At 59.5% G+C, this 23,081-nt stretch carries 19 protein-coding genes; 8 read left to right on the top strand and 11 right to left on the bottom strand.

Annotated features, from left to right (window positions below; all coding sequences use genetic code 11):
• From F8N12_RS13295 to F8N12_RS13275, 5 genes are all read right to left on the bottom strand, one after another.
• On the bottom strand, positions 1–799 hold a 799-nt coding region (locus tag F8N12_RS13295; RefSeq protein WP_150580826.1), incomplete at its 3' end, for an AAA family ATPase.
• Positions 796–1,959 carry a DUF4350 domain-containing protein gene (locus F8N12_RS13290; RefSeq protein ID WP_150580825.1) on the bottom strand — a complete coding sequence of 388 codons (1,164 nt, stop codon included), beginning with the start codon at positions 1,957–1,959 and terminating at the stop codon, positions 796–798. The genes F8N12_RS13295 and F8N12_RS13290, both read right to left, overlap by 4 nt.
• Complete coding sequence (locus F8N12_RS13285; RefSeq protein ID WP_150580824.1) at positions 1,956–3,503, bottom strand: DUF4129 domain-containing protein; 1,548 nt, start codon at positions 3,501–3,503, stop codon at positions 1,956–1,958. Before F8N12_RS13285 ends, F8N12_RS13290 begins: the two co-directional genes overlap by 4 nt.
• Complete coding sequence (locus tag F8N12_RS13280; RefSeq protein ID WP_150580823.1) at positions 3,490–4,467, bottom strand: stage II sporulation protein M; 978 nt, start codon at positions 4,465–4,467, stop codon at positions 3,490–3,492. Before F8N12_RS13280 ends, F8N12_RS13285 begins: the two co-directional genes overlap by 14 nt.
• The gene (locus tag F8N12_RS13275; RefSeq protein ID WP_150580822.1) at positions 4,464–5,189 is read right to left on the bottom strand and encodes an RDD family protein; all 726 of its coding nucleotides are present in this window, start codon (positions 5,187–5,189) and stop codon (positions 4,464–4,466) included. The genes F8N12_RS13280 and F8N12_RS13275 overlap by 4 nt, the downstream gene beginning before the upstream one ends.
• Positions 5,190–5,374: 185 nt before the next feature.
• Between F8N12_RS13275 and sbcB the strand changes: the two genes are divergently transcribed.
• Entirely contained in the window at positions 5,375–6,805 is a 1,431-nt protein-coding gene (sbcB, locus tag F8N12_RS13270; RefSeq protein ID WP_150580821.1) for an exodeoxyribonuclease I, read from the top strand.
• Positions 6,806–6,893: 88 nt separating this feature from the next.
• Here the strand turns inward: sbcB and mvaT are convergent, their stop codons facing one another.
• Entirely contained in the window at positions 6,894–7,271 is a 378-nt protein-coding gene (mvaT, locus tag F8N12_RS13265; RefSeq protein ID WP_007945872.1) for a histone-like nucleoid-structuring protein MvaT, read from the bottom strand.
• Positions 7,272–7,599: 328 nt separating this feature from the next.
• Between mvaT and purU the strand changes: the two genes are divergently transcribed.
• Both purU and F8N12_RS13250 read left to right on the top strand, forming a co-directional pair.
• Positions 7,600–8,448, top strand: coding sequence for a formyltetrahydrofolate deformylase (gene purU, locus F8N12_RS13255; protein ID WP_150580819.1), 849 nt, complete (start codon positions 7,600–7,602; stop codon positions 8,446–8,448).
• A gap of 85 nt (positions 8,449–8,533) precedes the next feature.
• Entirely contained in the window at positions 8,534–8,719 is a 186-nt protein-coding gene (locus tag F8N12_RS13250; protein WP_150580818.1) for a hypothetical protein, read from the top strand.
• 619 nt (positions 8,720–9,338) lie between these two features.
• Here the strand turns inward: F8N12_RS13250 and F8N12_RS13240 are convergent.
• The 4 genes from F8N12_RS13240 to F8N12_RS13225 all read right to left on the bottom strand — a co-directional run bounded on the left by F8N12_RS13240 (position 9,339) and on the right by F8N12_RS13225 (position 14,260).
• The gene (locus tag F8N12_RS13240; RefSeq protein ID WP_150580816.1) at positions 9,339–10,334 is read right to left on the bottom strand and encodes a lysylphosphatidylglycerol synthase transmembrane domain-containing protein; all 996 of its coding nucleotides are present in this window, start codon (positions 10,332–10,334) and stop codon (positions 9,339–9,341) included.
• Positions 10,331–11,107 (bottom strand): DUF2334 domain-containing protein, encoded by a 777-nt coding sequence (locus tag F8N12_RS13235; protein WP_150580815.1) that lies wholly within the window; start codon positions 11,105–11,107, stop codon positions 10,331–10,333. The genes F8N12_RS13240 and F8N12_RS13235 overlap by 4 nt, the downstream gene beginning before the upstream one ends.
• Positions 11,100–12,221, bottom strand: coding sequence for a glycosyltransferase family 4 protein (locus tag F8N12_RS13230; protein WP_150580814.1), 1,122 nt, complete (start codon positions 12,219–12,221; stop codon positions 11,100–11,102). The genes F8N12_RS13235 and F8N12_RS13230 overlap by 8 nt, the downstream gene beginning before the upstream one ends.
• 149 nt (positions 12,222–12,370) lie before the next feature.
• Entirely contained in the window at positions 12,371–14,260 is a 1,890-nt protein-coding gene (locus F8N12_RS13225) for a methyl-accepting chemotaxis protein (RefSeq protein WP_150580813.1), read from the bottom strand.
• 171 nt (positions 14,261–14,431) lie between these two features.
• Between F8N12_RS13225 and F8N12_RS13220 the strand changes: the two genes are divergently transcribed.
• Complete coding sequence (locus F8N12_RS13220; RefSeq protein WP_150580828.1) at positions 14,432–15,910, top strand: helicase HerA-like domain-containing protein; 1,479 nt, start codon at positions 14,432–14,434, stop codon at positions 15,908–15,910.
• 303 nt (positions 15,911–16,213) lie between these two features.
• On the opposite strand, the gene F8N12_RS13210 is transcribed toward F8N12_RS13220, so the two are convergent.
• Positions 16,214–16,669: a DUF721 domain-containing protein gene (locus tag F8N12_RS13210; RefSeq protein WP_150580812.1), complete on the bottom strand. Its 456-nt coding sequence runs from the start codon at positions 16,667–16,669 to the stop codon at positions 16,214–16,216.
• A gap of 307 nt (positions 16,670–16,976) precedes the next feature.
• Between F8N12_RS13210 and secA the strand changes: the two genes are divergently transcribed.
• The 4 genes from secA to F8N12_RS13190 all read left to right on the top strand — a co-directional run bounded on the left by secA (position 16,977) and on the right by F8N12_RS13190 (position 22,983).
• On the top strand, positions 16,977–19,712 hold the full coding sequence (secA, locus tag F8N12_RS13205) for a preprotein translocase subunit SecA (protein WP_150580811.1): 2,736 nt from the start codon (positions 16,977–16,979) through the stop codon (positions 19,710–19,712).
• A gap of 121 nt (positions 19,713–19,833) precedes the next feature.
• Positions 19,834–21,051: a bifunctional glutamate N-acetyltransferase/amino-acid acetyltransferase ArgJ gene (gene argJ, locus F8N12_RS13200; protein ID WP_150580810.1), complete on the top strand. Its 1,218-nt coding sequence runs from the start codon at positions 19,834–19,836 to the stop codon at positions 21,049–21,051.
• 352 nt (positions 21,052–21,403) lie between these two features.
• Complete coding sequence (locus F8N12_RS13195; RefSeq protein WP_150580809.1) at positions 21,404–22,036, top strand: glutathione S-transferase family protein; 633 nt, start codon at positions 21,404–21,406, stop codon at positions 22,034–22,036.
• Complete coding sequence (locus F8N12_RS13190; RefSeq protein WP_150580808.1) at positions 22,033–22,983, top strand: Nudix family hydrolase; 951 nt, start codon at positions 22,033–22,035, stop codon at positions 22,981–22,983. Before F8N12_RS13195 ends, F8N12_RS13190 begins: the two co-directional genes overlap by 4 nt.
• Positions 22,984–23,081 lie beyond the last annotated feature (98 nt).

The following is a 23,081-nucleotide window of genomic DNA, read 5'->3' as shown; positions in this document are numbered from 1 at the left end:
CTCGAGGCCCGGCGCCCAGCATCAGGCCGGGCCAGCTGCGGGTAGTACGGGCCAGGCGCACGGCGTAATCAAGCACCTGATCGTCCAGCGGCAAATCGCTGGCGATACGTTGCAGGGCCAGCACATCCTTGGCCTGCAGTACCGTGCGCAGCGGTTGCACATCGAGCATGTCGGCGCGGGTCGAGCGGCTGACCTGACGGACCATGTCCAGTTCCTGATCGGCGTCGGGGTAGTCCATGCGCACCTTGAGCATGAAGCGATCGAGCTCGGCTTCCGGTAATGGATAGGTGCCTTCCTGCTCGATCGGATTCTGCGTGGCGAGCACCATGAACGGTTGCGCAATCGGCAGCGCGCGGCCTTCGAGGGTGACTTGCCGTTCCTGCATGGCTTCGAGTAGCGCCGCCTGGGTTTTCGCCGGGGCGCGGTTGATTTCGTCGGCCAGCAGCAGGTTGGTGAACAGCGGTCCCTTGCGCAATTTGAACTGCTCGGTCTGCAAGTCGTACACCGCATGCCCGGTGACGTCGCTGGGCATCAGGTCAGGGGTGAACTGAATACGTGCGAACTCACCGCCGAAACAGCGGGCGAGGGCGCGCACCAATAAGGTCTTGCCCAGCCCCGGAACCCCTTCGAGCAGTACATGACCGCCGGCGATCAGGGCGGTCAATACGTCGTCGACCACGCTGTTCTGACCGATGACGGCTTTCTGCAATTCAGCCCTGACAGCCTGCGCCAGCTGACTTGCGCGCTGACGTTGTTGCGCGGCGTGGCTGGGTGCGCCGGGCTCGATCTGTTCACTCATAACGCATTCCTCAAGGTTTGCAGGTGGGCGACCTGACGGCTGAATTCAACGCTGGAAAGCCGCTGCTTCGGTCGTGGGCTCATGGCCTGGCTGATAGCGCGTGTGGGTTGACCGCTCAGACGTGCGAGCACCAACCATTGTTCGGCGACGCCGAGCTGGTCATAACCGGGATGTCGGTGCCGGACGCGACGCAGGATGTCTTGCTGCAAGGTCTGCAGAAGGCTCTCCTGACCGCTGTGGCGCAGCATGAATTCAGCGCTCGCGCGCAGGTGTTCCTGAAGTTGTCGGCGCGCTTTCGGTGCCGGTTCAATCAATGGCCCGTGACGCACGCCGAAATGCCAGCCGATCAGGCCGATAAGAGCGATCAGCGCAACCAGAGCTTGCGGGAAGTAACGCAGCAGCAAGGTCGGCAGGCCGTCGTGCTCCGTGTTGAACAGCAGCGTCACGTGGGTATCAGCGGTGAGGTACCAGAGCAGCCAGGCGTTGTCATAGTGATCGATGGCTGGGGTTTTCCACAGTTCGGCGTCAGTGACAACGATGATCGAGCCCAGGCCATGAGCGAGTTGCATCATGTGCGTACCCTTGCCACTGTTGGCCCAGGCTTGGGCGAGGTTCTTCGGGTCGTCAAGATGGAACGCGGTGTCGAAACCGGCGTAGGCCGGGGCGTCTTCATCTTCGAGATAGAGCTTGGTCAGTTTTGGCAGCGGCTCGCCGCGGGTGTCAGGCGGTGGATCCTTGAGGTCTTTACTCATTGACTGATGCAACTGCACCCGGTCCAGTAGCAGGTCGTCGCTCTGACCGAGCTTTTCGTCCCACAATGCTTCGGCGACAAACAGCAGACGGCCGCCGGCGCGGGTCCAGTTCAACACCTGATCGACCTGGCGCGGCGACATGCTGGATCGTTCGCCGAGCAACAGCAGACTGTTATGATGGGGTTCCAGCGTCGGCAACACATCCAGGCTGTTGGCATGGCTGACGGCAAGGCCCTGTTTGCGCAGGAAATGCTCGGCGGCCAGATAGGGGTTGGCCTGTGCCTCGGGCGCCGGGCCATGGTCGATTTCTGCCTGATAGGGTGTCGCCTTCAGGTACAGCCAAACGCTCAATGCGCAGCACAAAACGCCTGCAACCAGGGCGACCGACAGCCATAATCGCCGGTTCAACCTGCGCCTCCCGGGCCAAACAGGGCGCGCCAGCCATCACACAGTTCATATTGCATGTGCTCGGGCGGCAGTTGATGCCCGTACGCCATGTTCTGCCAGTGTGTCGTCAGCGCTTGGCTGAACGCCAGCAAAGCGGGTTGCTGCAGTCGTTCGACGCGCCGCAGCACCTCGCTCTCGGTATCAGCAGCGCTCAAAGGCATGTTGTGATCGTGCAGCAAGTGGCTGAGCAGAGCGCGGTAAAGCAAACCGAGTGCCTCGCGCGGGTGGCTTTGCCAGAGTTGCTCGGCGCTGCTGGCAATGTCGCCAGGCAGGGTGTCGCGGTTGAGATCCAAGCCGAACGCTTGTCGCGGCCCTGGCTGCGCGACGAGTCGGGGTTTCTCCACCGGACGGCGGCTGACGAACGCCTGCAGCCACTCCCGATAGCGCCAGACCAACAGGCCGATTCCCGCAATCAACGCCGTCCACAACGCCACTTCAATCAGCGTTGCAGCTGCACTGAAGTGTTGGCCGTCAAGCAGGCCGAACAAGGTTTTCAGCCATAGCGGCACCTTGCCTCTGTCCGCTGCATCGGCAGCGGGCTGATCCTCGCTAAAGCGATAATGGGTGACCGTTTCCCTGTTTTTGAACGGAGGCTGGTCGAGGATTGCCCTGATGCTGTCCTGTGCCCCCTGACTGGTCAAAGGCTGCGAGAGAAGCCGCGCAGACTCTGGCGTCACGACTGGCTCAGCGGCCCACGCGTTTTGACCGAGCGGCAACAGCGCACCAGTGCCCAGCAGCACAATCAAGGCCGCGCCACTCAGGCGCTGACGCAGGCGGCGAAACACCAATTCGATATCCCAAGCTTCGAGCACCGTGCGCCGATTCAGATACAGACTAAACCCGCAGGCGACGTAGACGGGTTCCCACACCACCAGAACCAGCAGGTAGAACACATTCGTCAGGTGTTCCAGCCAGAGCCAGTCCTGCGACGCGACCGAGAGCAAACGTTGCCAGCTCCAGTCGAGCTCGATCTGCTGCGGCAGCAACAGGTAAAACAGCAGCATCAGGCCGATCCACAGCGCGGTTTCCAGATGCACGCCGATGATCGTCAGCCACCTCGCGGTACCTGCGTCGCGCTGCACCAATGCCTGCAGCCGCTGTTGTCGTTCGTCGCCGCTCAGCCCTTCGAGCTGCATCACGGGCAGCAGGAAACTGCGCGTCAGGCTCAAGCGCCGCCAGGTCAGGCTTGCCAGCAATTGCGGCTTGAGCAGTCGCGGCCACTGGCGCAGTGCCTGACCCAACGTCGGCGTTTCTCCGAACATCGCCGAAGAAAGGATGTACAGCGGTAACCGTTCGAATGCCGGCTTGAGCCACCAGAAGATGAACACCGCCAGCGACGGTGAATCCCACAAAACCAGGCTGAGCAAGGCGAATACCGGCACGGTGATGATCGCCCAACTGGTCATCAGCAGCCGTCGGTGGCGCTGGCTCAACAATACCCCCAGGTCCATGGCTTCCCAGGTCGGGCGGGGGCGGATGACCATTGTCGCGTCACTCAGGCGCATGGCGTGACCGTCCGGCAAACAGCAGATACGTGGCGACCAATATCCAGAGCAGTGCGCCGACCAGATATTTGGCAAGCGGCGCAGGCTCGCTCATGGACGACCAGTAAGCCTCTACAAACGCTGCAATCAGCAGAAACAGCATGACCCCGCAAATCAGCACAATACTTTGCCGCGCCGCCAATCGCAGCGCTTCGGCCCGCGGCAAACGGCCCGGCGCGATCAGGGCCCAGCCCAGTTGCAATCCGGCGGCGCCTGCCAGGGCAATCGCGCTGAGTTCGAACGCGCCGTGCCCGATCACGAACGACCAGAACGTCTGGCCATAGCCAATCTGCGTCAGATGCCCGGCCACTGCGCCGATCATCAAACCGTTGTAAAGCAGGAAGAAGACACTGCCCAGGCCAAACAGCAGACCGCTGGCGAAGGTTTGAAACGCGATGCCGATGTTGTGCATGATGTAGAACCCGAACATCACCCAGTCTTCACTGGCTGCCCGGTCGGCCGAGCGGCCCAGGTGCCCGCCTTCGGGGTCGTACATGGCTTGCATCTGGCTGACCTGTTCGGCCGGGATCAGGTTGTAGACCAGGTCCGGGAACAGGAAGACCAACAGGGCAAAGCCGACCAGACTGCCAAAAAACAGCAGGCTGGCGGCCAGCACAAAGCGCCACTGCTGACGAACCAGTCGCGGAAAATCGGCGAGTATGAATGCCACGACATTGGCACCCAGGCGGCTGCGATGTCGATAAAGCTGTTGATGCCCGCGCAGCACCTGCTGCTGTAAAGAGTCGATCAGGAAACTGCTGTAACCGCGTTCTTGAGCCAGGGCGAGGTGCTGACAAAGTCGTCGGTAATCCTTGGCAAAACTGGCGAGGCGGGAGGTGTCCTTGCTTCGTTCCAGCCTCTCGAGCATCAGGGCAAACCGCTCCCATTCAGCTTTATGGCGACTCTCAAACAGGCTTTGCTTCATGCGCTGCCCAACAGCCCGCGGGCGATGCCGTTGAGTTCCGCCACTGCGCGGGGAGCCGCGACCTGCATGGGTTTGGCGAGGATCGTCGCCAGTTCGCTGACCCGCGCTGCGGTGAGTTCGCCTTGACGTTCGGCAAAATTGAGAATGGCGCGTTGTTCGTTCAGCGTCAGCGTGACCGCAGCAGATCTTGGTTCGGCTTCGGGCAGCTGCGGGCGGGTCACCGGGTGTTCGCGGTAGATCACCAGCGTACCGGCGGCGAGATCGCCCAGGCGTTTGAAGCTGGCATGGTGCAGGCAGCTGATAGCACCCAGAAAATAGCCGAACGGCAAAATGTCGACAAATCGCAACAGGTTGCGCACCAGCGATGCGGACCAGCCGATTGGCGTGCCGTCATCCTGCACCACTTGCAGACCCATCCAGAGCTTGCCCGGTGAGCGTCCTTGATTGAGCACTTCAAACAGCACCATGTACCACCAGCTGACAACGAACAACAGAATCGAACCGAGCCCGGCGCCAAGCTTGCCGAGGAATGCCAGGACAACGAAGAGCACGCCCAGAATCAGCCCGCGCACACCAAGGTCGATGAAAAAAGCCAGTGCGCGCACCATCAACCCCGCCGGGCGCAATGGCAGGTCAATGCCTTCCGGCGTTTCAACCTGATACCGCGTATCCAGTGGCGGGGGCGACGTCGCTTTTCCTGGCCGTGCTGTGCAATCGAGCATGGGCAACCTGATGTCGGGGCCTGAACGGAAACTCTCTGTGCGCCCGATGCTAGCAGTCTCTCGGGGGAAAACGACATAACTATGTATTGGATGGTGCGTTGCTGGAAGTCATGGCATCACGAGACGCTGGTCGTGGCAGGACGTGAACGCCTAGACTTTGTCCATCTTCAGTTCAGGAATGGCCCGTGACCTCGATCTTCTGGTACGACTATGAAACGACGGGTATTAATCCCCGCTGCGACCGCCCGCTGCAGGTAGCGGGGATTCGCACCGATTTCGATCTCAATGAAATAGACGAACCGGTCAATCTCTACTGCCGGCTTGGTGACGACATCCTGCCGCATCCGGCGGCCTGTGCGATCACCGGCATTACCCCCGCACGTCTAGCGGAGCAGGGTTTGAGTGAAGCGGATTTCATGACGCGGGTGCATGCGCAACTGGCGGCTCCGGGGACCTGCGGCGCGGGTTACAACACCTTGCGTTTCGACGATGAAATGACTCGCTACAGCTTGTATCGCAATTTTTTCGATCCCTATGCTCGCGAGTGGCAGGGCGGTAACAGCCGCTGGGATCTGATTGATGTGGTGCGTGCGGCCTATGCCCTGCGTCCCGACGGCATTGTCTGGCCGAGGGATGAAGAGGGCCGCGTCACGCTGAAACTCGAGCGTCTGACCGCCGCCAACGGTATTGATCATGGCAATGCCCACGAAGCAATGTCCGATGTTCGCGCGACCATTGCCCTCGCTCGATTGATCCGGGAAAAACAACCGAAGCTGTATGACTGGTTATTCCAGCTGCGCAGTAAGTCGAGGGTGATGGATCAGATTCGATTGCTGCAGCCGATGGTGCACATTTGCGGACGGTTTTCGGCGGCGCGCAGTTATCTCGGTGTGGTGCTCCCGCTGGCGTGGCACCCGCGCAACAAAAACGCCTTGATTGTCTGTGACCTGCATCTGGATCCCCAGGCTTTGCTTGATCTGGATGCAGAAACGTTGCGCCAACGTTTATATACACGCCGTGATGATCTGGCAGAGGGCGAGTTGCCGGTGCCGCTCAAACTCATTCACATCAACAAGTGCCCGGTGGTGGCACCGCTGTCCGTGCTGCGTGTCGCAGATCGACAACGACTCGGACTGGATATGGCGCTTGAGCGTGAGCGAACACTGCGGCTAAGTGACGCACAGGAAATCTGGCGAGATAAAGTGCAGGCGATTTATGCCGGCGAGGATTTTTCTCAGAGCGCTGATCCTGAACAACAGTTATACGACGGTTTTATCGGCGATCGAGATAGACGTTTATGCGAGCAAGTCAGGTCCGCTGAACCTGCACAATTAGCACAAGAGCATTGGCCGTTCGATGATGAACGTTTGCCTGAACTATTGTTTCGATATCGCGCCCGCAACTTCCCCGATACGTTGAATTTCGAAGAACAGGAACGTTGGCGTTTGTTCTGTCAGCAGCGTCTGTCAGATCCGCAATGGGGCGCACCCAATACGCTGAAATCTTTCATAGAGGCAGCTGCGCAACTGGATATTACTGCTACGCCTTTTCAGAAGGAGGTTCTGAGTGAATGGCGTAATTATGTCGAAGCATTGCGCACACGTTTGAGTCTCTGAACCTCGAACCTGTCACGGCAGGGCTGAAACTCAGGCATAAAAAAACGCCAGCATTTGCTGGCGTTTTTTTTGGTGCGCCATCAGTGGCTTAGCCCAGCAGAGTCGCCCAGCCTTCGACCACATCACCGCCCCACTTGGCTTTCCACTCTTTCAGAGTCTTGTGGTTGCCACCTTTGGTTTCGATGACTTCACCGTTATGCGGGTTTTTGTATTGTTTAACTTTGCGCGCGCGCTTGGTGCCGGTAGTTTTTACCGCGCCACCGCGTGGAGCCTTGCTTTTGGATTCCGGATCCAGCAGCGCGATGATGTCACGCAGGGACTTGGAGTATTCGCCCATCAAGGTGCGCAATTTGCCTTCAAATTCCAGCTCGGTTTGCAGTTTGTCGTCTTGGGAAAGATTCTTCAAACGGGCTTGCAGCTCTTTGATAGCTTCTTCGGTGGCGCGATATTCGTTGATCAAGGACATTGGGACTACCTTATGTTGGACGCTGGGTGGCAGGTTACAGTGCGGCAATAATAGTCAGGCTGTTTCATCAAGTAAACATTTAACACGTGTTTATTTAATTTGTTGGCTATGTACAGACGACCAATTGCAGGCGCAGTTAAATAGTGCAACACAGATCTTCACAATTGGGTTTGTGGAGATCCACATCAAAAACACTTCTTCCGGGAAAATGTGTATCTGCCGGGTCTGCTGCGTCGATCCGTTTGCAGCAAATGCTTGATCAATACTGCAGTTTTGCCGCGCAATCGCTAGAATGGCGGCCTTTGCGAAGTTCTGGAGTCTCCCCCTCATGCGCACCTTTCGGCTAGTGATTGCTTGCCCGGACCGCGTCGGCATCGTTGCTCAAGTCAGTAACTTTCTGGCGTCCCATAACGGCTGGATCACTGAAGCGAGCCACCACTCGGATAATCAGAGCGGCTGGTTCTTCATGCGTCACGAAATTCGTGCCGACTCGCTGCCATTCGGCATCGAAGCACTCCGCGAAGCGTTTGCGCCGATCGCCGAAGCGTTTTCCATGGACTGGCGCATCACCGACACTGCGCAGAAAAAACGTGTGGTGCTGATGGCCAGCCGTGAATCTCACTGCCTGGCTGATCTATTGCACCGCTGGCACAGCGATGAACTGGACTGCGAAATCTCTTGTGTGATTTCCAACCATGACGACTTGCGCAGCATGGTCGAGTGGCACGGCATTCCTTATTACCATGTGCCGGTCAATCCGCAGGACAAGGAGCCGGCGTTTGCCGAAGTCTCGCGCCTGGTCAAACAGCACGATGCCGAAGTCGTGGTACTTGCCCGTTACATGCAGATCCTGCCGCCGGCATTGTGCCGCGAATATGCTCACCAGGTGATCAATATCCACCACAGTTTTCTGCCTTCGTTTGTTGGCGCCAAGCCGTATCACCAGGCGTCGCTGCGTGGTGTAAAGCTGATCGGTGCTACCTGTCACTACGTGACCGAGGAGCTGGACGCCGGCCCGATCATCGAGCAGGACGTGGTACGTGTCAGCCACAGCGACAGCATCGAAGACATGGTGCGTTTCGGTCGCGATGTCGAGAAGATGGTGTTGGCGCGCGGCCTGCGTTATCACCTCGAAGACCGGGTGCTGGTGCATGGCAACAAGACCGTCGTGTTCTGATAGGCGCGCGACAGGGTTGAAATTCGAAGGGCCTGGGCGTTCAATCGCCTCAGGCCCTTCGCCGTTTCTGTATGAGGATTTGATCATGGCCGACCCACTGGACAAAGCGACCGCCCGGGCCCCTGCGACGCTGGGCGAGGGGTGTTTGAGCCGTTACGATCCGGATGACCTGAGCGCGGAGGACGGTACGGAGTTTCCAGGGGCTGAGGCCTTGTGGGAGGCTTTGCATCCTGAGGCGGGGGGTGAGTCCGGGGATGATCAGCCCACGTAGGAGCGAAGCTTGCTTGCGAAGGCGTTCTTCCATGTTGCTGGATTCTACAAGGTGTACTCGGTCCCCTGTAGGAGCTGGCTTGCCAGCGATGGCTGCGTCTTGGGCGCGTAAGTTTTTTTGGTGTACATACCATTGCGGCGATAAGGGCGGCTATTGGTTTCGCCCTTACGGCGAGTCACTTGGAAAAGCCTACGCGGCCCGGCCCCAAGTAACCAAGGGCTCTTGCCCCTGACGTCCGGTGGCTCGCTAAGGCTCGCCATGCCTTCGCTCCGGTCCTGCTCCGTGGGCCCGGCGCGATCGGCCATCCTTGGCCTTGCGCGCCTAACCGGGTACCCATGCCGGGTTACCCACTGCGCAGAACCTCCACTCAGCCTCCCGACGGGCCGCTCACCGCCACAGCCGCCGAGGCGGCCTGATAGCCGACCTGGCTCCCAGGCGTTGCGCCAAATCTGCGCAGCACCACAAAACCCCGTAGCAGCTGGCGCAGCCTGCGTCCGGCTGCAGAGCAGTCGTAAAATCAGACGGTGCGGTCAGGAGGTCGCCTGACACACTGCTATCGCGAGCAAGCTCAGTTCCTCCTACAGAGTTTGCGTACACAACGCAGGAATAACAAACCCAACTAAACCTGCTTGAACCTCATCAGTTTCTTCAACAGCGGCCGCCCCAGCATCAGCAAAAACACCGGCCCGCCTACCAGCAGATAAAAGTAATACGTCACCGCCCGCCAGATCAGGATTGCCGCCGCGGCCGTGGATTTTCCCACCATTGGCGCCAACAGCGCCGCCGAGGTCAGCTCCGCTGCGCCGGCGCCACCCGGCAGCAGGCTGAACTGCCCGGCACTCAGCGAAAGCATTTGAATCAAAAAGCTCCAGGCCCATTGCACATCCGCCCCCAGCCCGCGCAAGGCCAGATACAACACGCTGTAACGCAGCCCCCAATGTAAACAGGTCAGCGCAAATACCGTGATCAATGTCTGCATTGGCAAGCGTAAGGTGTCGGTAAACGCTGACAGAAAATGCAGGAGTTTTCGCGCCCAGCGCATACGTGTCGCTGCTTTGACGTTAAGCCGCGCCAGCAGACGCCCGCTCAGGCGGATCAACAAACGGTGGTAACGGGCGACGAAAAGGCAACCCAACAACCCGCCGAACATCGAAACCGCGCTGACCGTCAGCAGCCACTCCATGCGCTGGCTGAGGTGTTGGAACAAGGCGTAAATCAGGATCCCGATCAGCGCACAGAGGAAAAACAGCAGGTCGCTCAGTTGGTCCATCGCAAACACCGCGCTGCCCCGAGCAGGTCGTACACCCTGGCGTGCCAGGAGCGCCATGATGGTCAGCGGGCCACCGCTGCCACCGGGCGTCGCGCAGTAGGCGAACTCGGCAGCCATTACCACCGCCAGACTTTTGCGCCGGCTGACTTTGCTGCGCTCCTCGCCCAGCAACAGACGCAGGCGCATCGAGTTCAGCACCCAGCACAGCAAAATCATGGCGAACATGATCAACAACCAGTGCAGCGGAAAACTTTGCAGGCGATACCAGGTTTCATTACCGCCCAGCAAGGCCGGAATCATCACCGCAACCAGCAAGGCAATGCACAACAGAACCCCGCGACTCACGCTACGCGCCCCACTATTGCATCTTGCGATGCCAGCCAGCCGGCCTTGGTCATTGGCATACGCCCTTCATCGAGCAGACGTTTAAGAGTGCGCAGCCAATAATTACGTGAAAATTCATGACGCATGTCCACCGGATGCAGGCCCAGGCGAATCACCGACGCCTGTCGCCAGCGCTGTTCGCGCTGGTCGCTGAGCAGCTTTGACACGCCGCGACGCCAGGCACTGCGCGCACTCCACACCAGTCCCGGCGCATCAATCACGGAAAAATCCGGCAGCCGATACAAGTGCTGCGGATCGCTGGTGTAGCTCAACGGTAACACGCGCAAGGCTTCGCGGGTGCCATCGCTCATCAGCCAGGCGGGCGCGACAAAGCCTTCAAGTGGCCAGTGGTGACGTTTGAACATATCGATACCGGCGTGCAGGCGGGCGAGCGCGTCCTCACAGGACAGACTGTAAAACTCACCTTCGTGGGTATAGACACGGCGCATGAACCAGTCACGCGGCGTGCCGGGCATCGGGCCCTCGTCGCAATGGAAGTAACCGTGCAATGCCAGTTCATCGCCGCGCTCGACGCGTTCACTGAGCACACGACAAAAGGCCGGATGGGCGTCCAGTGCATTGTGCTTGTGGAAGTCCGGCACCACCAGCCACGTCATTGGTACCGCGCCAAGAGCATCGACAGCTTCCACGAACGGCTGATAGTCGTCCCACGTTTGCGGGGCCACGTCGTGTAAAACCAACAAAACGGCGGGCGCGTTCATAAACTCAGCCATTGGCGATCATCGGCAACTGATCGCCGAGCACGGCATGGTAATGGCCCAGCAAGCTGTTAACCACTGCGTCCCATGCGTAAAGACGTTCGACATGGCTGCGCGCCTGTTTGCCCAAGGTGGCGACATCGACGCTGAACAAGTCCCGCACGGCGTTAGCCATGGCCAACGGGTTGTTCGGCGCGCAAAGCACGCCACAGTGTTCAGTAACGATTTCCTGAAACGCCCCGGCAGCGACGGCAATCACTGGAATGCCGCAGGCCATGGCTTCGAGGACTACCAGCCCGAAGGTTTCCTGATCGCCGGCGTGCAGCAGCGCATCGGCACTGGCCATCAACCGCGCCACCTGTGCAGCCGGGCAGAATTCATCGACCACTGTGACGTTATCCGGAACTGCGGCCGGCATCGACGAACCCACCAGGACCAGGTGATAGCGCCCCCCGAGGTGTTTGATACAGTCGAGCAATACTGGCAGGTTCTTTTCCTTGGAGCCGCGGCCGGCAAAAATCAGCAGGTGCGCATCTTCTGCAATACCCAGTTCGGCGCGTAACTGAGGATCGCGCGCTGCTGGATTGAACGTCTGCAGGTCGACCCCGAGAGGTTGCACGAACACATTTCTCACGCCGAGACTGATCAATTTGTCCGCCATGATCTGGCTCGGCGCGAGCACCCGGTCGAAATTGCCATAGAGTTTGCGGACATAGGCCTCGACATTCGGCGTTACCCAGTTGCCCATGCGATTGCTGGCCAATAGCGGCAAGTCCGAATGATAAAAGCCGATCACCGGAACATCCAGCTGGCGCCGGGCATCAAGTGCCGCCCAAGCGGTGAGATATGGATCGCCGACTTCAATCAGATCGGGCTGCAGGTTCTGCAGGACATTGCGCCAAGGCGCCAGGCGAACGGGGAAGCGATAACCTTTGCCGAAGGGCAGGGCGGGAGCGGGGACCGTGTAGACACCATCCTGTTCAGTGAGGTTGGCGCCGGGTATCAGCAAGCTGTGGCGAATGCCGGGTTTGATCCCGAGACGACGGTGTTTGGCATCCAGATAAGTGCGCACGCCACCGCTGGCAGGGGCGTAGAACATGGTTATGTCAGCGATATGCACGGCGAACATCCCTCCGGTCCATTGGTCTCCCTAGGTTGACCCTTATGAAGGATAGATGTTCGTTCGGGGTTTGCTGACACAGGGTTTGAGAGGCGCGCGGGATGCACAGGCGTCATCGCGGGCGATTCGACTCGCCCGCGATGACGTCTGCTCTGACGCTAGATGCGGAAGCTGCCCACCAACTGCTTCAGCCGCGCTGCCTGCTGCTCCAGATCGGAGCAGGCACGCAACGTCGAGTGCAGGTTTTCCACGCCTTCCTGGTTAAGCGTATTGATCTCGGTAATGTCGACGTTGATCGACTCCACCACCGCCGTCTGCTCCTCGGTCGCCGTCGCCACCGACTGGTTCATCCCGTCAATCTCACCGATGCGCAGTGTCACGCTGTTCAAGCGTTCACCGGCCAGATTGGCGATGTCGACGCTGTCCTGGCTGTGGCGTTGACTGTCGCCCATGGTGCTTACCGATTCGCGGGCGCCGACCTGCAGCTCCTCGATCATGGTCTGCACCTGTTGCGCCGATTCCTGCGTGCGGTGCGCGAGGTTGCGCACTTCATCCGCGACCACCGCAAAACCGCGCCCGGCTTCACCGGCGCGTGCCGCTTCAATGGCGGCGTTTAGCGCCAGCAGGTTGGTTTGCTGGGAGATACTGGTGATCACTTCGAGAATCTGCCCGATGTTCACGGTTTTGCTGTTCAGCGATTCGATGTTGCTGCTGGAAGCGCTGAGCATGCTCGACAGTTTGTTCATCGCGGCAATGCTGCGCTCCACCACTTGCTGACCATCTTCGGCGAGGCTGCGCGCATCGCTGGCCTGACTCGAGGCCTGCGCGGCGTTACGCGCGATTTCCTGCGCCGCAGCGCCGAGTTGATTGATCGCCGCTGCCACGCTGCTGGTGCGCGAGGCTTGCTGGTCGGAGTTGAACATCGAGGAATTGGAAGCAGCCACGACGCGCAACGCCACTTCATTGACCTGGCCGGTGGCTGACGACACTTCGCGGATCGAACCGTGGATGCGCTCCACGAAGCGGTTGAACGCGGTGCCGAGCACGCCGAACTCGTCGTTGTTCTGGATGGTCAGGCGTTTGGTCAGGTCGCCTTCACCGTCGGCGATATCCTGCATCGCGCGAGTCATGACGTGCAGCGGCTGGATCAGCAGGCGGATCAGCATGCCCAGCAAGGCGATGATGATAACGACAGCAATGATGGTCGCGATCACCGCCGAGGTGCGAAATTCGCTGAGCATCGAAAAGGCTTTGTCTTTATCCACGGACAGACCGATGTACCAGTTGACCGATGGCAGGCCTTTGATCTGGGTAAAATTGACGATGCGGGTTTTGCCCTCGACCTCGATTTCACTGAAGTCGGTGCTGATGCGCGGTGTATTACCCGGGTACGCTTCGGCGAGGGTCTTCATCACCAGGGTTTTGTCCGGGTGCACCAGGATCTTGCCATCGGCACTGACCAGGAAGGCGTAACCCATGCCGTCAAAGTCGCGGGCGCTGAGGGTGTCGATCAGGGTCTGCAGGCTGAGGTCGCCGCCGACCACGCCGACACTCTGGCCAGCCTTTTTCGACGGGGTGGCGATAGAGATGATCAACTGGCCGGTCGCCGCATCAATGTACGGTTCGGTCAGGGTGGCGGTGCCGCTGCTTTCGGCACCTTTGTACCAGGGGCGAACGCGTGGATCGAAACCGTCGGGCATCTTCGCGTCAGGCCGGATGGTGAAGCTGCCGGTGGCATCGCCCAGGTAGGAGGCCATGAAGGTCGACGTCAGCGCTTTCTGCTCGAGCAGGCTGCTGACGGTGGCCGGTTCCGGGTTGATGGCAATGTTCTGCGCGAGGTTATCAATCAGCAGAACACGGCCGGTCAGCCAGGTCTGAATGTTGCTGGCGGTGACGTCGCCCATCTCGTTGAGGTAATTATCCAGATCTTCGCGAATGGCATTGCGCTGCAAATAATCGTTGTACAGCGTGAATAAGGCGAAAGCAGCCATGACGATGAGGGCGGCGGCAAGCAGGATCTTATGGCTGAAGCGCAGATTTTTATTCATGGCATGGGGTCCGCTAAGGTCTTAATGCCCAAGGCGTGCTTTTATAAAGGAACGCGAGGGGGCGGTATTGAAAACAAGCTGATACTTCCATCCTCTCCTTAGGGAATAACCGACGCCTTTCACTCTTTTATATCGGCCGTGAAGGATCAAAGATTAACTATGGGTGACCAAATGCATGACTCATCGCAATTCCTTATCGGTGCTGATCCTGCGGGGCAGCCCATCGCCCAGGCCATGCGGCTCGCCAACCGTCATGGCCTGGTCGCGGGTGCCACCGGTACCGGCAAGACAGTCACCTTGCAACGCTTGGCTGAAGCCTTCAGCGATGCCGGTGTGGCGGTGTTTGCGGCGGACATCAAAGGTGACCTGTGCGGGCTTGGTGCAGCCGGCAACCCTCAGGGCAAGGTCGCCGAACGCATCGCCGGCATGCCCTGGCTGAACCATATACCTCAGGCTTATCCGGTCACCCTGTGGGACATCCACGGTCAGTCCGGTCATCCGTTGCGCACTACATTGAGTGAAATGGGGCCGCTGCTGATAGGCAGTCTTCTGGAGCTGACCGACAGTCAGCAGTCGGCGCTGTATGCCGCGTTCAAGGTCGCGGACCGCGAAGGTTTGTTGCTGCTCGACCTCAAGGACCTGAAGGCGTTACTCAACCATTTGCGTGACAACCCGGAACTGCTCGGCGATGACGCGGCGCTGATGACCACCGGTTCCAGCCAGGCGCTCTTGCGGCGTCTGGCGACCCTGGAGCAGCAGGGCGCCGACGCGCTGTTTGGCGAACCGGCGCTGCAACTTGAAGACATGTTGCAGCCGGCCGCTGACGGTCGCGGGCGCATCCATTTGCTCGACGCCAGTCGCCTGGTGCACGAAGCGCCAAAGGTCTACGCGACGTTCCTGTTGTGGCTGCTGGCGGAACTGTTCGAGCAACTGCCAGAGCGTGGCGATGCCGACAAACCGCTGCTGGCGCTGTTCTTTGATGAGGCGCACTTACTGTTCGCCGACACCCCGAAAGCTTTGCAGGAACGCCTTGAGCAAGTGGTGCGACTGATTCGCTCGAAAGGCGTGGGTGTGTACTTCGTCACGCAGTCGCCGGGGGATTTACCGGATGACGTGCTGGCTCAGTTAGGGCTGCGAATTCAACATGGTTTGCGCGCCTTCACGGCCAAGGAGCAGAAGTCGCTAAGTGCCGTCGCGGATGGCTTTCGACCGAATCCGGCCTTCGATAGCTTGTCGGTCTTGACCGAACTGGGAATCGGCGAAGCGCTGGTGGGGACGCTGACGGAAAAGGGCACGCCGGAAATGGTCCAGCGCGTGCTGATAGCTCCGCCGCAGTCGCGGATCGGGCCGCTGAGCGAAACCGAACGCACCCTGCTAATCGCCGGTTCACCCTTCAAGGGGCGCTACGACAAACCGATCGATCGCGAGTCGGCTTATGAAATTTTGATGGGACGCAAAGGACTTGCGCCTGATCCGCAGGCAGTTCCGCAAAAACAGGAGCCAAGCCTGACCGACAAGGCCGGCGAATTCCTCGGCACAGCGGCAGGGCAGGCGCTGAAATCGGCGATGCGGCAGGCGGCGAATCAATTGGGCCGACAGTTGGTGCGCGGGTTGATGGGTTCGTTGTTGGGTGGCAGTAAAAAGCGCTGAGGCTGCTCAGGTCTCCCGCTATCTGCGGGATGAGATCAGTGGAAACAGGACCGGAGCGAAGGCATGGCGAGCGCTAGCGAGCCACCGGACGTCAGGGGCAAGAGCGCTTGGTTACTTGGCGCTCTTCCAAGTGACCCGCTGTAAGAGCGGAACCAATAGCCGCCATCACCGAAGAAACGGATGTGCACACCAACAAACCCTAAGCGCCTAAGACATGGCCATCGCCGGCAGGCCAGCTCACACAGTGGACCGAGTACACCCTCGATCCCCTGGCAGCTCAGAATCCCCAACATTAAACATTCTTCATGTCTTGGGTTTGGCATGAGCCGCCAACCGCTCCAGCGCAGCGCGCAGATTTGGATCGCTGATCCCGTCGGCCGTGGCCTGAATGGTCGCGGCCGCATCGGTCGACAAATCCATCGTATGTCCCACCGCACCCTGCGGCACAGTTGGCGGCTGAACCTTGAACAATATCCGCGTCAAACTCGCAAACTCATCAAACATCTGCAATTGCCGTTGCAGCCGCTTCTGCTGATAACGCAAACGAGTGGCCCAATGGCCGTCAGTGACAATCAACAGCAAACTGCCTTCGCGCCAGGATGCCACATGGCAATGCTCGCGCGCGGCGGGCTGCAGCTGGCTTTCCAATAAACGTTGTAAATGACCCAGGCGTTGAGCGTGGCCGAAGATGGCTTTCAGCGGTTTGGCTTCGCGAAGCAGAACGGCGGGTGCTCTGGCCGTGAGAGGGCGAAATGCCATGATCAGACACCTGAAGTAACAGAGCGGCCATCTTAGCAGAAAGCGCCTGATCCACCCGACCCATTGCATTGCGCCGGGTTTACCCATTAAATCAATGAGTAACTTCTGTCGTGAACGGCTTGAAGTTCAGCAAAAAGCCCCTATTTTAAATGAGCCCCGTCACAGCGCTGTGCCAGCATCGTGGAATAACGCCACTTTCCTCACCACCGTTTCCGGGTAGAATGCTCGTTCGCATGCGGCCATGAGGGCTGCTCGGGCGACTCATGGGGCCGCCCTCCATCCCTTTAGTGTGGAAGATCCTGCCGATATGTTTGCGCCTTTGTTAAAGAAACTTTTTGGAAGCAAGAACGAGCGTGAAGTCAAACGCATGCTCAAGACGGTGCAACTCGTCAATGCCTTCGAAGAGCAAATGGTAGCCCTTTCGGACGATCAATTGCGTGCCAAGACGGACGAGTTCAAGGCCCGCATCGCCAAAGGGGAAACCCTCGACAAACTGCTGCCAGAAGCGTTCGCGGTCGCCCGCGAAGCCGGTAAGCGCGTCATGGGTATGCGTCACTTCGATGTCCAGCTGATCGGCGGCATGACCTTGCATGAAGGCATGATCGCGGAAATGCGCACCGGTGAAGGCAAGACCCTGGTAGCGACGCTGGGTGTTTACCTCAACGCACTGTCCGGCAAGGGCGTGCACGTTGTGACGGTGAACGACTACCTGGCTCGCCGGGACGCCAACTGGATGCGCCCGCTCTATGAATTCCTCGGCCTGTCGGTCGGCGTGGTCACGCCATTCCAGCCGCCTGAAGAGAAACGTCTGGCTTACGCTGCCGACATTACCTACGGCACCAACAACGAATTCGGTTTCGACTACCTGCGCGACAACATGGCGTTCAGCATGGAAGAAAAATTCCAGCGCGAACTCAATTTTGCCGTGATCGACGAAGTCGACTCCATCCTCATCGACGAAGCGCGTACCCCGCTGATCATTTCCGGTCAGGCCGAAGACAGCTCGAAGATGTATGTCGAGATCAACAAACTGATCCCGCAGCTGGAGTTGCACGTCGAGGAAGTTGAAGGCGAAGTCACCAAGGCGGGTCACTACACCGTTGACGAGAAGACTCGTCAGGTGGAGCTAAACGAAGCCGGTCACCAGTTCATCGAAGACATGCTCACTCGCGTTGGTCTGCTGGCTGAAGGCGAGAGCCTGTACTCGGCGCACAATCTGGGCCTGTTGACTCACGTTTATGCCGGCCTGCGTGCGCACAAGCTGTTCCATCGCAACATTGAATACATCGTGCAGGACGGTCAGGTCGTACTGGTCGACGAACACACCGGTCGTACCATGCCGGGCCGTCGTTTGTCCGAGGGCCTGCACCAGGCGATCGAGGCCAAGGAAGAGCTGAACATCCAGGCCGAAAGCCAGACCCTGGCATCGACCACGTTCCAGAACTATTTCCGCCTGTACAACAAGCTGTCCGGCATGACCGGTACGGCGGACACCGAAGCATTCGAATTCCACCAGATCTACGGTTTGTCGGTGATGGTTATCCCGCCAAACAGGCCGCTGGCGCGCAAGGACTACAACGATCTGGTGTTCCTGACGGCCGACGAGAAGTACGCGGCAATCATCAACGACATCAAGGAATGCATGACCCAGGGCCGTCCGGTGCTGGTGGGTACTGCAACCATCGAAACGTCCGAGCACATGTCCAATCTGCTCGAGAAGGAAGGCATCGAACACAAGGTTTTGAACGCCAAGTTCCACGAGAAGGAGGCCGAGATCATTGCCCAAGCGGGTCGTCCAGGTGCACTGACCATCGCCACCAACATGGCCGGTCGTGGTACCGACATCCTGTTGGGCGGTAACTGGGAAGTGGAAGTGGCTTCGCTGGACAACCCGACGCCGGAGCAGATCGCGCAGATCAAGGCCGACTGGCAGAAACGCCATCAGCAAGTGCTCGAGTCCGGTGGTTTGCAGGTAATCGCTTCCGAGCGTCACGAATCGCGCCGGATCGACAACCAGCTGCGTGGTCGTGCCGGTCGTCAGGGTGACGCCGGTTCCAGCCGTTTCTACCTGTCGCTGGAAGACAGCCTGATGCGTATTTTTGCCTCTGACCGGGTGAAGAACTTCATGAAAGCGCTGGGCATGCAGTCCGGTGAAGCGATCGAGCACCGCATGGTGACCAACGCTATCGAGAAGGCCCAGCGCAAGGTTGAAGGGCGCAACTTCGACATCCGCAAACAGTTGCTCGAGTTCGATGACGTCAACAACGAACAGCGTAAAGTGATCTATCACATGCGTAATACGTTGCTGGCCGCCGACAATATAGGCGAGACCATCGCCGACTTCCGTCAGGACGTGCTCAACGCGACCATCAGCGCGCACATTCCACCGCAATCGTTGCCGGAGCAGTGGGACGTAGCGGGTCTGGAAGCTGCGTTGCAGAGCGACTTCGGTGTGACGTTGCCGATTCAGCAGTGGCTGGACGAAGACGACCACCTGTACGAAGAAACCCTGCGCGAGAAGCTGATGAACGAGCTGATCGCCGCTTACAACGAGAAAGAAGACCAGGCGGGTGCGGAAGCGCTGCGCACCTTCGAGAAGCAGATCGTTCTGCGCGTGCTGGATGATTTGTGGAAAGACCACTTGTCAACCATGGATCACCTGCGTCACGGCATCCACTTGCGTGGCTACGCCCAGAAGAATCCGAAGCAGGAATACAAGCGCGAGTCGTTCACGCTGTTCTCCGAGCTGCTCGATTCGATCAAACGCGACTCTATTCGTGTGCTCTCGCACGTTCAGGTTCGCCGCGAAGATCCGATCGAAGAAGAAGCGCGCCTGCGTCAGGAAGCTGAAGCCCTGGCCGCCCGCATGCAGTTCCAGCATGATGAAGCCCCGGGTCTCGAGCAACCGGAAATTCTCGGTGAAGAGGTCGATGTAGCCCTCGCCACCGTGCCGGTCCGCAATGAGCAGAAGCTGGGCCGTAACGAGCTGTGCTACTGCGGTTCGGGCAAGAAATTCAAGCATTGCCACGGGCAGATCCAGTAAAACCCGTTCCGGAAGCTGAAATACCCGCGCCGCGACCGGCCATAGCCGTCGCGGCGTTTTGCCATTCAAACCACCGTTATTCCTGAAAACGGTGCTGACATCATTGATAAGGAGCGCATTCATGGCTGTTGGTCTTGGTCCTTTGCCAACGTTGCACCCGGTTGCCGGTTTTGAACTCGGTATTGCCTCGGCCGGCATCAAGCGCCCGGGGCGCAAGGATGTCGTGGTCATGCGCTGTGCCGAAGGCTCCACCGTGGCCGGCGTGTTTACCCTGAATGCTTTCTGTGCGGCGCCGGTGATCCTAGCCAAACAGCGTGTGCAAGGACCGGTGCGTTACCTGCTGACCAATACCGGCAATGCCAACGCCGGCACCGGCGAACCTGGCCTGGCCGCCGCCGAACGCACCTGCGCCAGACTGGCTGAGTTGACCGGCGTCGACGCCAGTCTGGTGCTGCCGTACTCGACCGGCGTCATCGGCGAGCCGCTGCCGATCGAGAAGATCGAAGGCGCGCTGCAAGCCGCGCTCGATGACCTGTCGGTGAATAACTGGGAAGCGGCGGCCACCGGCATCATGACCACCGACACGCTGCCCAAGGGCGCTAGCCGCCAGTTCCAGCATGACGGCGTGACCATCACCGTCACCGGCATCAGCAAAGGCGCGGGCATGATTCGTCCGAATATGGCGACCATGCTCGGCTACATCGCCACTGACGCCAAAGTTGCGCGCGACGTGCTGCAAGACCTGCTGCTCGACGGCGCCAACAAGTCGTTCAACCGCATCACCATCGACGGCGACACCTCGACCAACGACTGCTGCATGCTGATCGCGACCGGCCAGGCGGCATTGCCGGAAATCACCTCGGCAAGCGGTGAGCTGTTCGCCAAGCTCAAGCAGGCTGTATTCGAAGTGTGCATGGACGTCGCCCAGGCCATCGTTCGCGACGGCGAAGGCGCGACCAAGTTTGTCACCGTGCAGGTCAACGGCGGCGGCAACCATCAGGAATGCCTGGACGTCGGGTACACCGTGGCGCACTCGCCATTGATCAAGACGGCGCTGTTCGCTTCCGACCCGAACTGGGGCCGGATTCTGGCAGCCGTTGGCCGCGCCGGCGTACCGAACCTGGACGTTAGCAAGATCGACGTGTTCCTCGGCGAGGTCTGCATCGCCAGCCGAGGCGCGCGCGCCGCGACTTACACAGAAGCCCAGGGCGCAGCGGTGATGCAACAGGAAGAAATCACCATCCGCATCGAACTGGGACGCGGCGATTGCAGCGAAACCATCTGGACCACGGATTTGTCCCATGAGTACGTGAAGATCAACGCTGAGTATCGTACTTAACGCTTTCTATACCGAGTCGTCTCATTCGCGAGCAGGCTCGCTCCCACAGGGATCTCAGTGAACACCAAAGGTGCCTGCTGCAGAATCCCCACAGGGATTTCAGTGAACACCAAAGGTGCCTGCTGCAGAATCCCCACAGGGATTTCAGTGAACACCAAAGGTGCCTGCTGCAGAATCCCCACAGGGATTTCAGTGAACACCAAAGGTGCCTGCTGCAGAATCCCCACAGGGATCTCAGTGAACACAAAAGGTGTTTGTTGCAGGATCTAATGTGGGAGCGAGCCTGCTCGCGAAGGCGGACTGCCAGTCACCACTCAGACTGGCCTGTTTTCTTCATCAAAAGGTCCCGAACATGAGCCTGCACCTGATCATCGGCGACAAACTGTATTCTTCCTGGTCCCTGCGCGGCGCTTTGGCCCTTGAACTGGCCGGCGCTACTTACACCGAAGAGTTGATCAAACTCAACCAGCCCGACACCCGTGAACAGCTGCTCAAGCATTCGCCCACCGCGAAAGTCCCGCTGCTGAAAACCGCACACGGCATCATCGCCGATTCCCTGGCGATCGCCGAATATCTCGCTGAACAATTCCCCGACGCCCAGCTCTGGCCGGCCGACGTTGCGGCCCGTGCCCAGGCGCGCTCGGCCTGTGCGCAAATGCACAGTGGTTTTGTCGCGATGCGCAGCAACATGCCATTCGACCTCAGTCACGATGCAATGCTGTCGCCTATGTCGGCTGAAGTGCAGACGGACATCGACCGCATGCTGGCGTTGTGGGCCGAGTGCCGCGCCGCGGCGAGCGAAAGCGGCCCGTTCCTGTTCGGTCGCGCAACCCTTGCCGATGCGTTCTTCGCGCCAATTGCCGTGCGCCTGCGTACCTATCAGGTAAACGTCGGCGACGAAGACGAGGCTTACATCAACACGATCTATCAGTGGCCTGCCTTCAAGGCGTGGCAACAGGCAGGTCTGCAGGAGGTCGGGCAGTGAAACGAGTTCACGTAGCTGCCGCCGTCATCCGCGACGACCATGGCAAAATCCTCATCGCCCGCCGTGCCGATTCCCAACATCAGGGCGGACTGTGGGAGTTCCCCGGCGGCAAGGTCGAGGCGGATGAATCGGTCGAGATCGCGCTGGCCCGAGAGCTTGAAGAGGAATTGGGGATTGCGGTCAGTGCCGCACGCCCGTTGATAAAGATTCACCATGACTACCCGGACAAGCAAGTGTTGCTGGATGTCTGGGAAGTCTCGGCTTTTACCGGCGAGCCCCATGGCGCCGAAGGCCAGCCGCTGGAATGGGTCGCCCCGCGTGATCTGCCGAGTTACGACTTTCCGGCCGCCAATCAGCCGATTGTCGCGGCGGCTCGCTTGCCTGCGCAATACTTGATTACTCCGCAAGACCTGGGAACGCCGGCGCTGTTGCGCGGCATTCAGAAGGCGATCGCCGGCGGCATCAAACTGATCCAGCTGCGGGCGCCGAACGGCTACGATCCGAAATACCGTGATCTGGCGGTGGATGCGGCAGGGCTGTGTGCCGGCAAGGCGCAGTTGATGATCAAAGGGCCCCTCGAATGGCTGGGCGATTTTCCATCGGCCGGTTGGCATATCACTTCGGCGCAACTGCGCAAGTACGCTGGCGCCGGGCGGCCGTTGCCAGCCTCACGCTGGTTGGCGGCGTCCTGCCATAACGCTGAAGAGTTGGCGTTGGCGGAGCAGATGGGCGTGGACTTTGTGACTCTGTCGCCGGTGCAAAAGACCCAGACGCATCCGGATGCACTGCCGTTGGGTTGGGAGCAGGCTTCGACACTGATTGAAGGGTTCAGCAGGCCGGTATTTTTGCTGGGAGGCGTTGGCCCGGCCGAGCAGGACAAAGCCTGGGCGGCCGGGGCACAAGGTGTCGCAGGGATCCGCGCGTTTTGGCCTGATTCATTGGTGTAGCAGCTGGCCTCTTCGCGAGCAGGCTCGCTCCCACAGGGTTAGTGGCGTAAACAGATCCAATGTGGGAGCGAGCCTGCTCGCGTAAGTGGCTTTACAGG

The organism is Pseudomonas fluorescens, from assembly GCF_902497625.1.
GTDB lineage: Bacteria > Pseudomonadota > Gammaproteobacteria > Pseudomonadales > Pseudomonadaceae > Aquipseudomonas > Aquipseudomonas fluorescens_BQ.
Note: the sequence above shows the minus strand (reverse complement) of the source record. Positions and strands in the feature narration are given on the sequence as shown.

Bases quoted from the DNA above. Each gene is read 5' to 3' on its own strand.
- F8N12_RS13220 (WP_150580828.1), top strand. From the start codon at position 14,432: ATGCATGACTCATCGCAATTCCTTATCGGTGCTGATCCTGCGGGGCAG.
- purU (WP_150580819.1), top strand. From the start codon at position 7,600: ATGCGCACCTTTCGGCTAGTGATTGCTTGCCCGGACCGCGTCGGCATC.
- F8N12_RS13210 (WP_150580812.1), bottom strand. From the start codon at position 16,669: ATGGCATTTCGCCCTCTCACGGCCAGAGCACCCGCCGTTCTGCTTCGC.
- argJ (WP_150580810.1), top strand. From the start codon at position 19,834: ATGGCTGTTGGTCTTGGTCCTTTGCCAACGTTGCACCCGGTTGCCGGT.
- F8N12_RS13195 (WP_150580809.1), top strand. From the start codon at position 21,404: ATGAGCCTGCACCTGATCATCGGCGACAAACTGTATTCTTCCTGGTCC.
- F8N12_RS13250 (WP_150580818.1), top strand. From the start codon at position 8,534: ATGGCCGACCCACTGGACAAAGCGACCGCCCGGGCCCCTGCGACGCTG.
- F8N12_RS13235 (WP_150580815.1), bottom strand. From the start codon at position 11,107: ATGGCTGAGTTTATGAACGCGCCCGCCGTTTTGTTGGTTTTACACGAC.
- F8N12_RS13285 (WP_150580824.1), bottom strand. From the start codon at position 3,503: ATGCGCCTGAGTGACGCGACAATGGTCATCCGCCCCCGCCCGACCTGG.
- F8N12_RS13225 (WP_150580813.1), bottom strand. From the start codon at position 14,260: ATGAATAAAAATCTGCGCTTCAGCCATAAGATCCTGCTTGCCGCCGCC.
- F8N12_RS13280 (WP_150580823.1), bottom strand. From the start codon at position 4,467: ATGAAGCAAAGCCTGTTTGAGAGTCGCCATAAAGCTGAATGGGAGCGG.
- mvaT (WP_007945872.1), bottom strand. From the start codon at position 7,271: ATGTCCTTGATCAACGAATATCGCGCCACCGAAGAAGCTATCAAAGAG.
- F8N12_RS13275 (WP_150580822.1), bottom strand. From the start codon at position 5,189: ATGCTCGATTGCACAGCACGGCCAGGAAAAGCGACGTCGCCCCCGCCA.
- secA (WP_150580811.1), top strand. From the start codon at position 16,977: ATGTTTGCGCCTTTGTTAAAGAAACTTTTTGGAAGCAAGAACGAGCGT.
- F8N12_RS13230 (WP_150580814.1), bottom strand. From the start codon at position 12,221: ATGTTCGCCGTGCATATCGCTGACATAACCATGTTCTACGCCCCTGCC.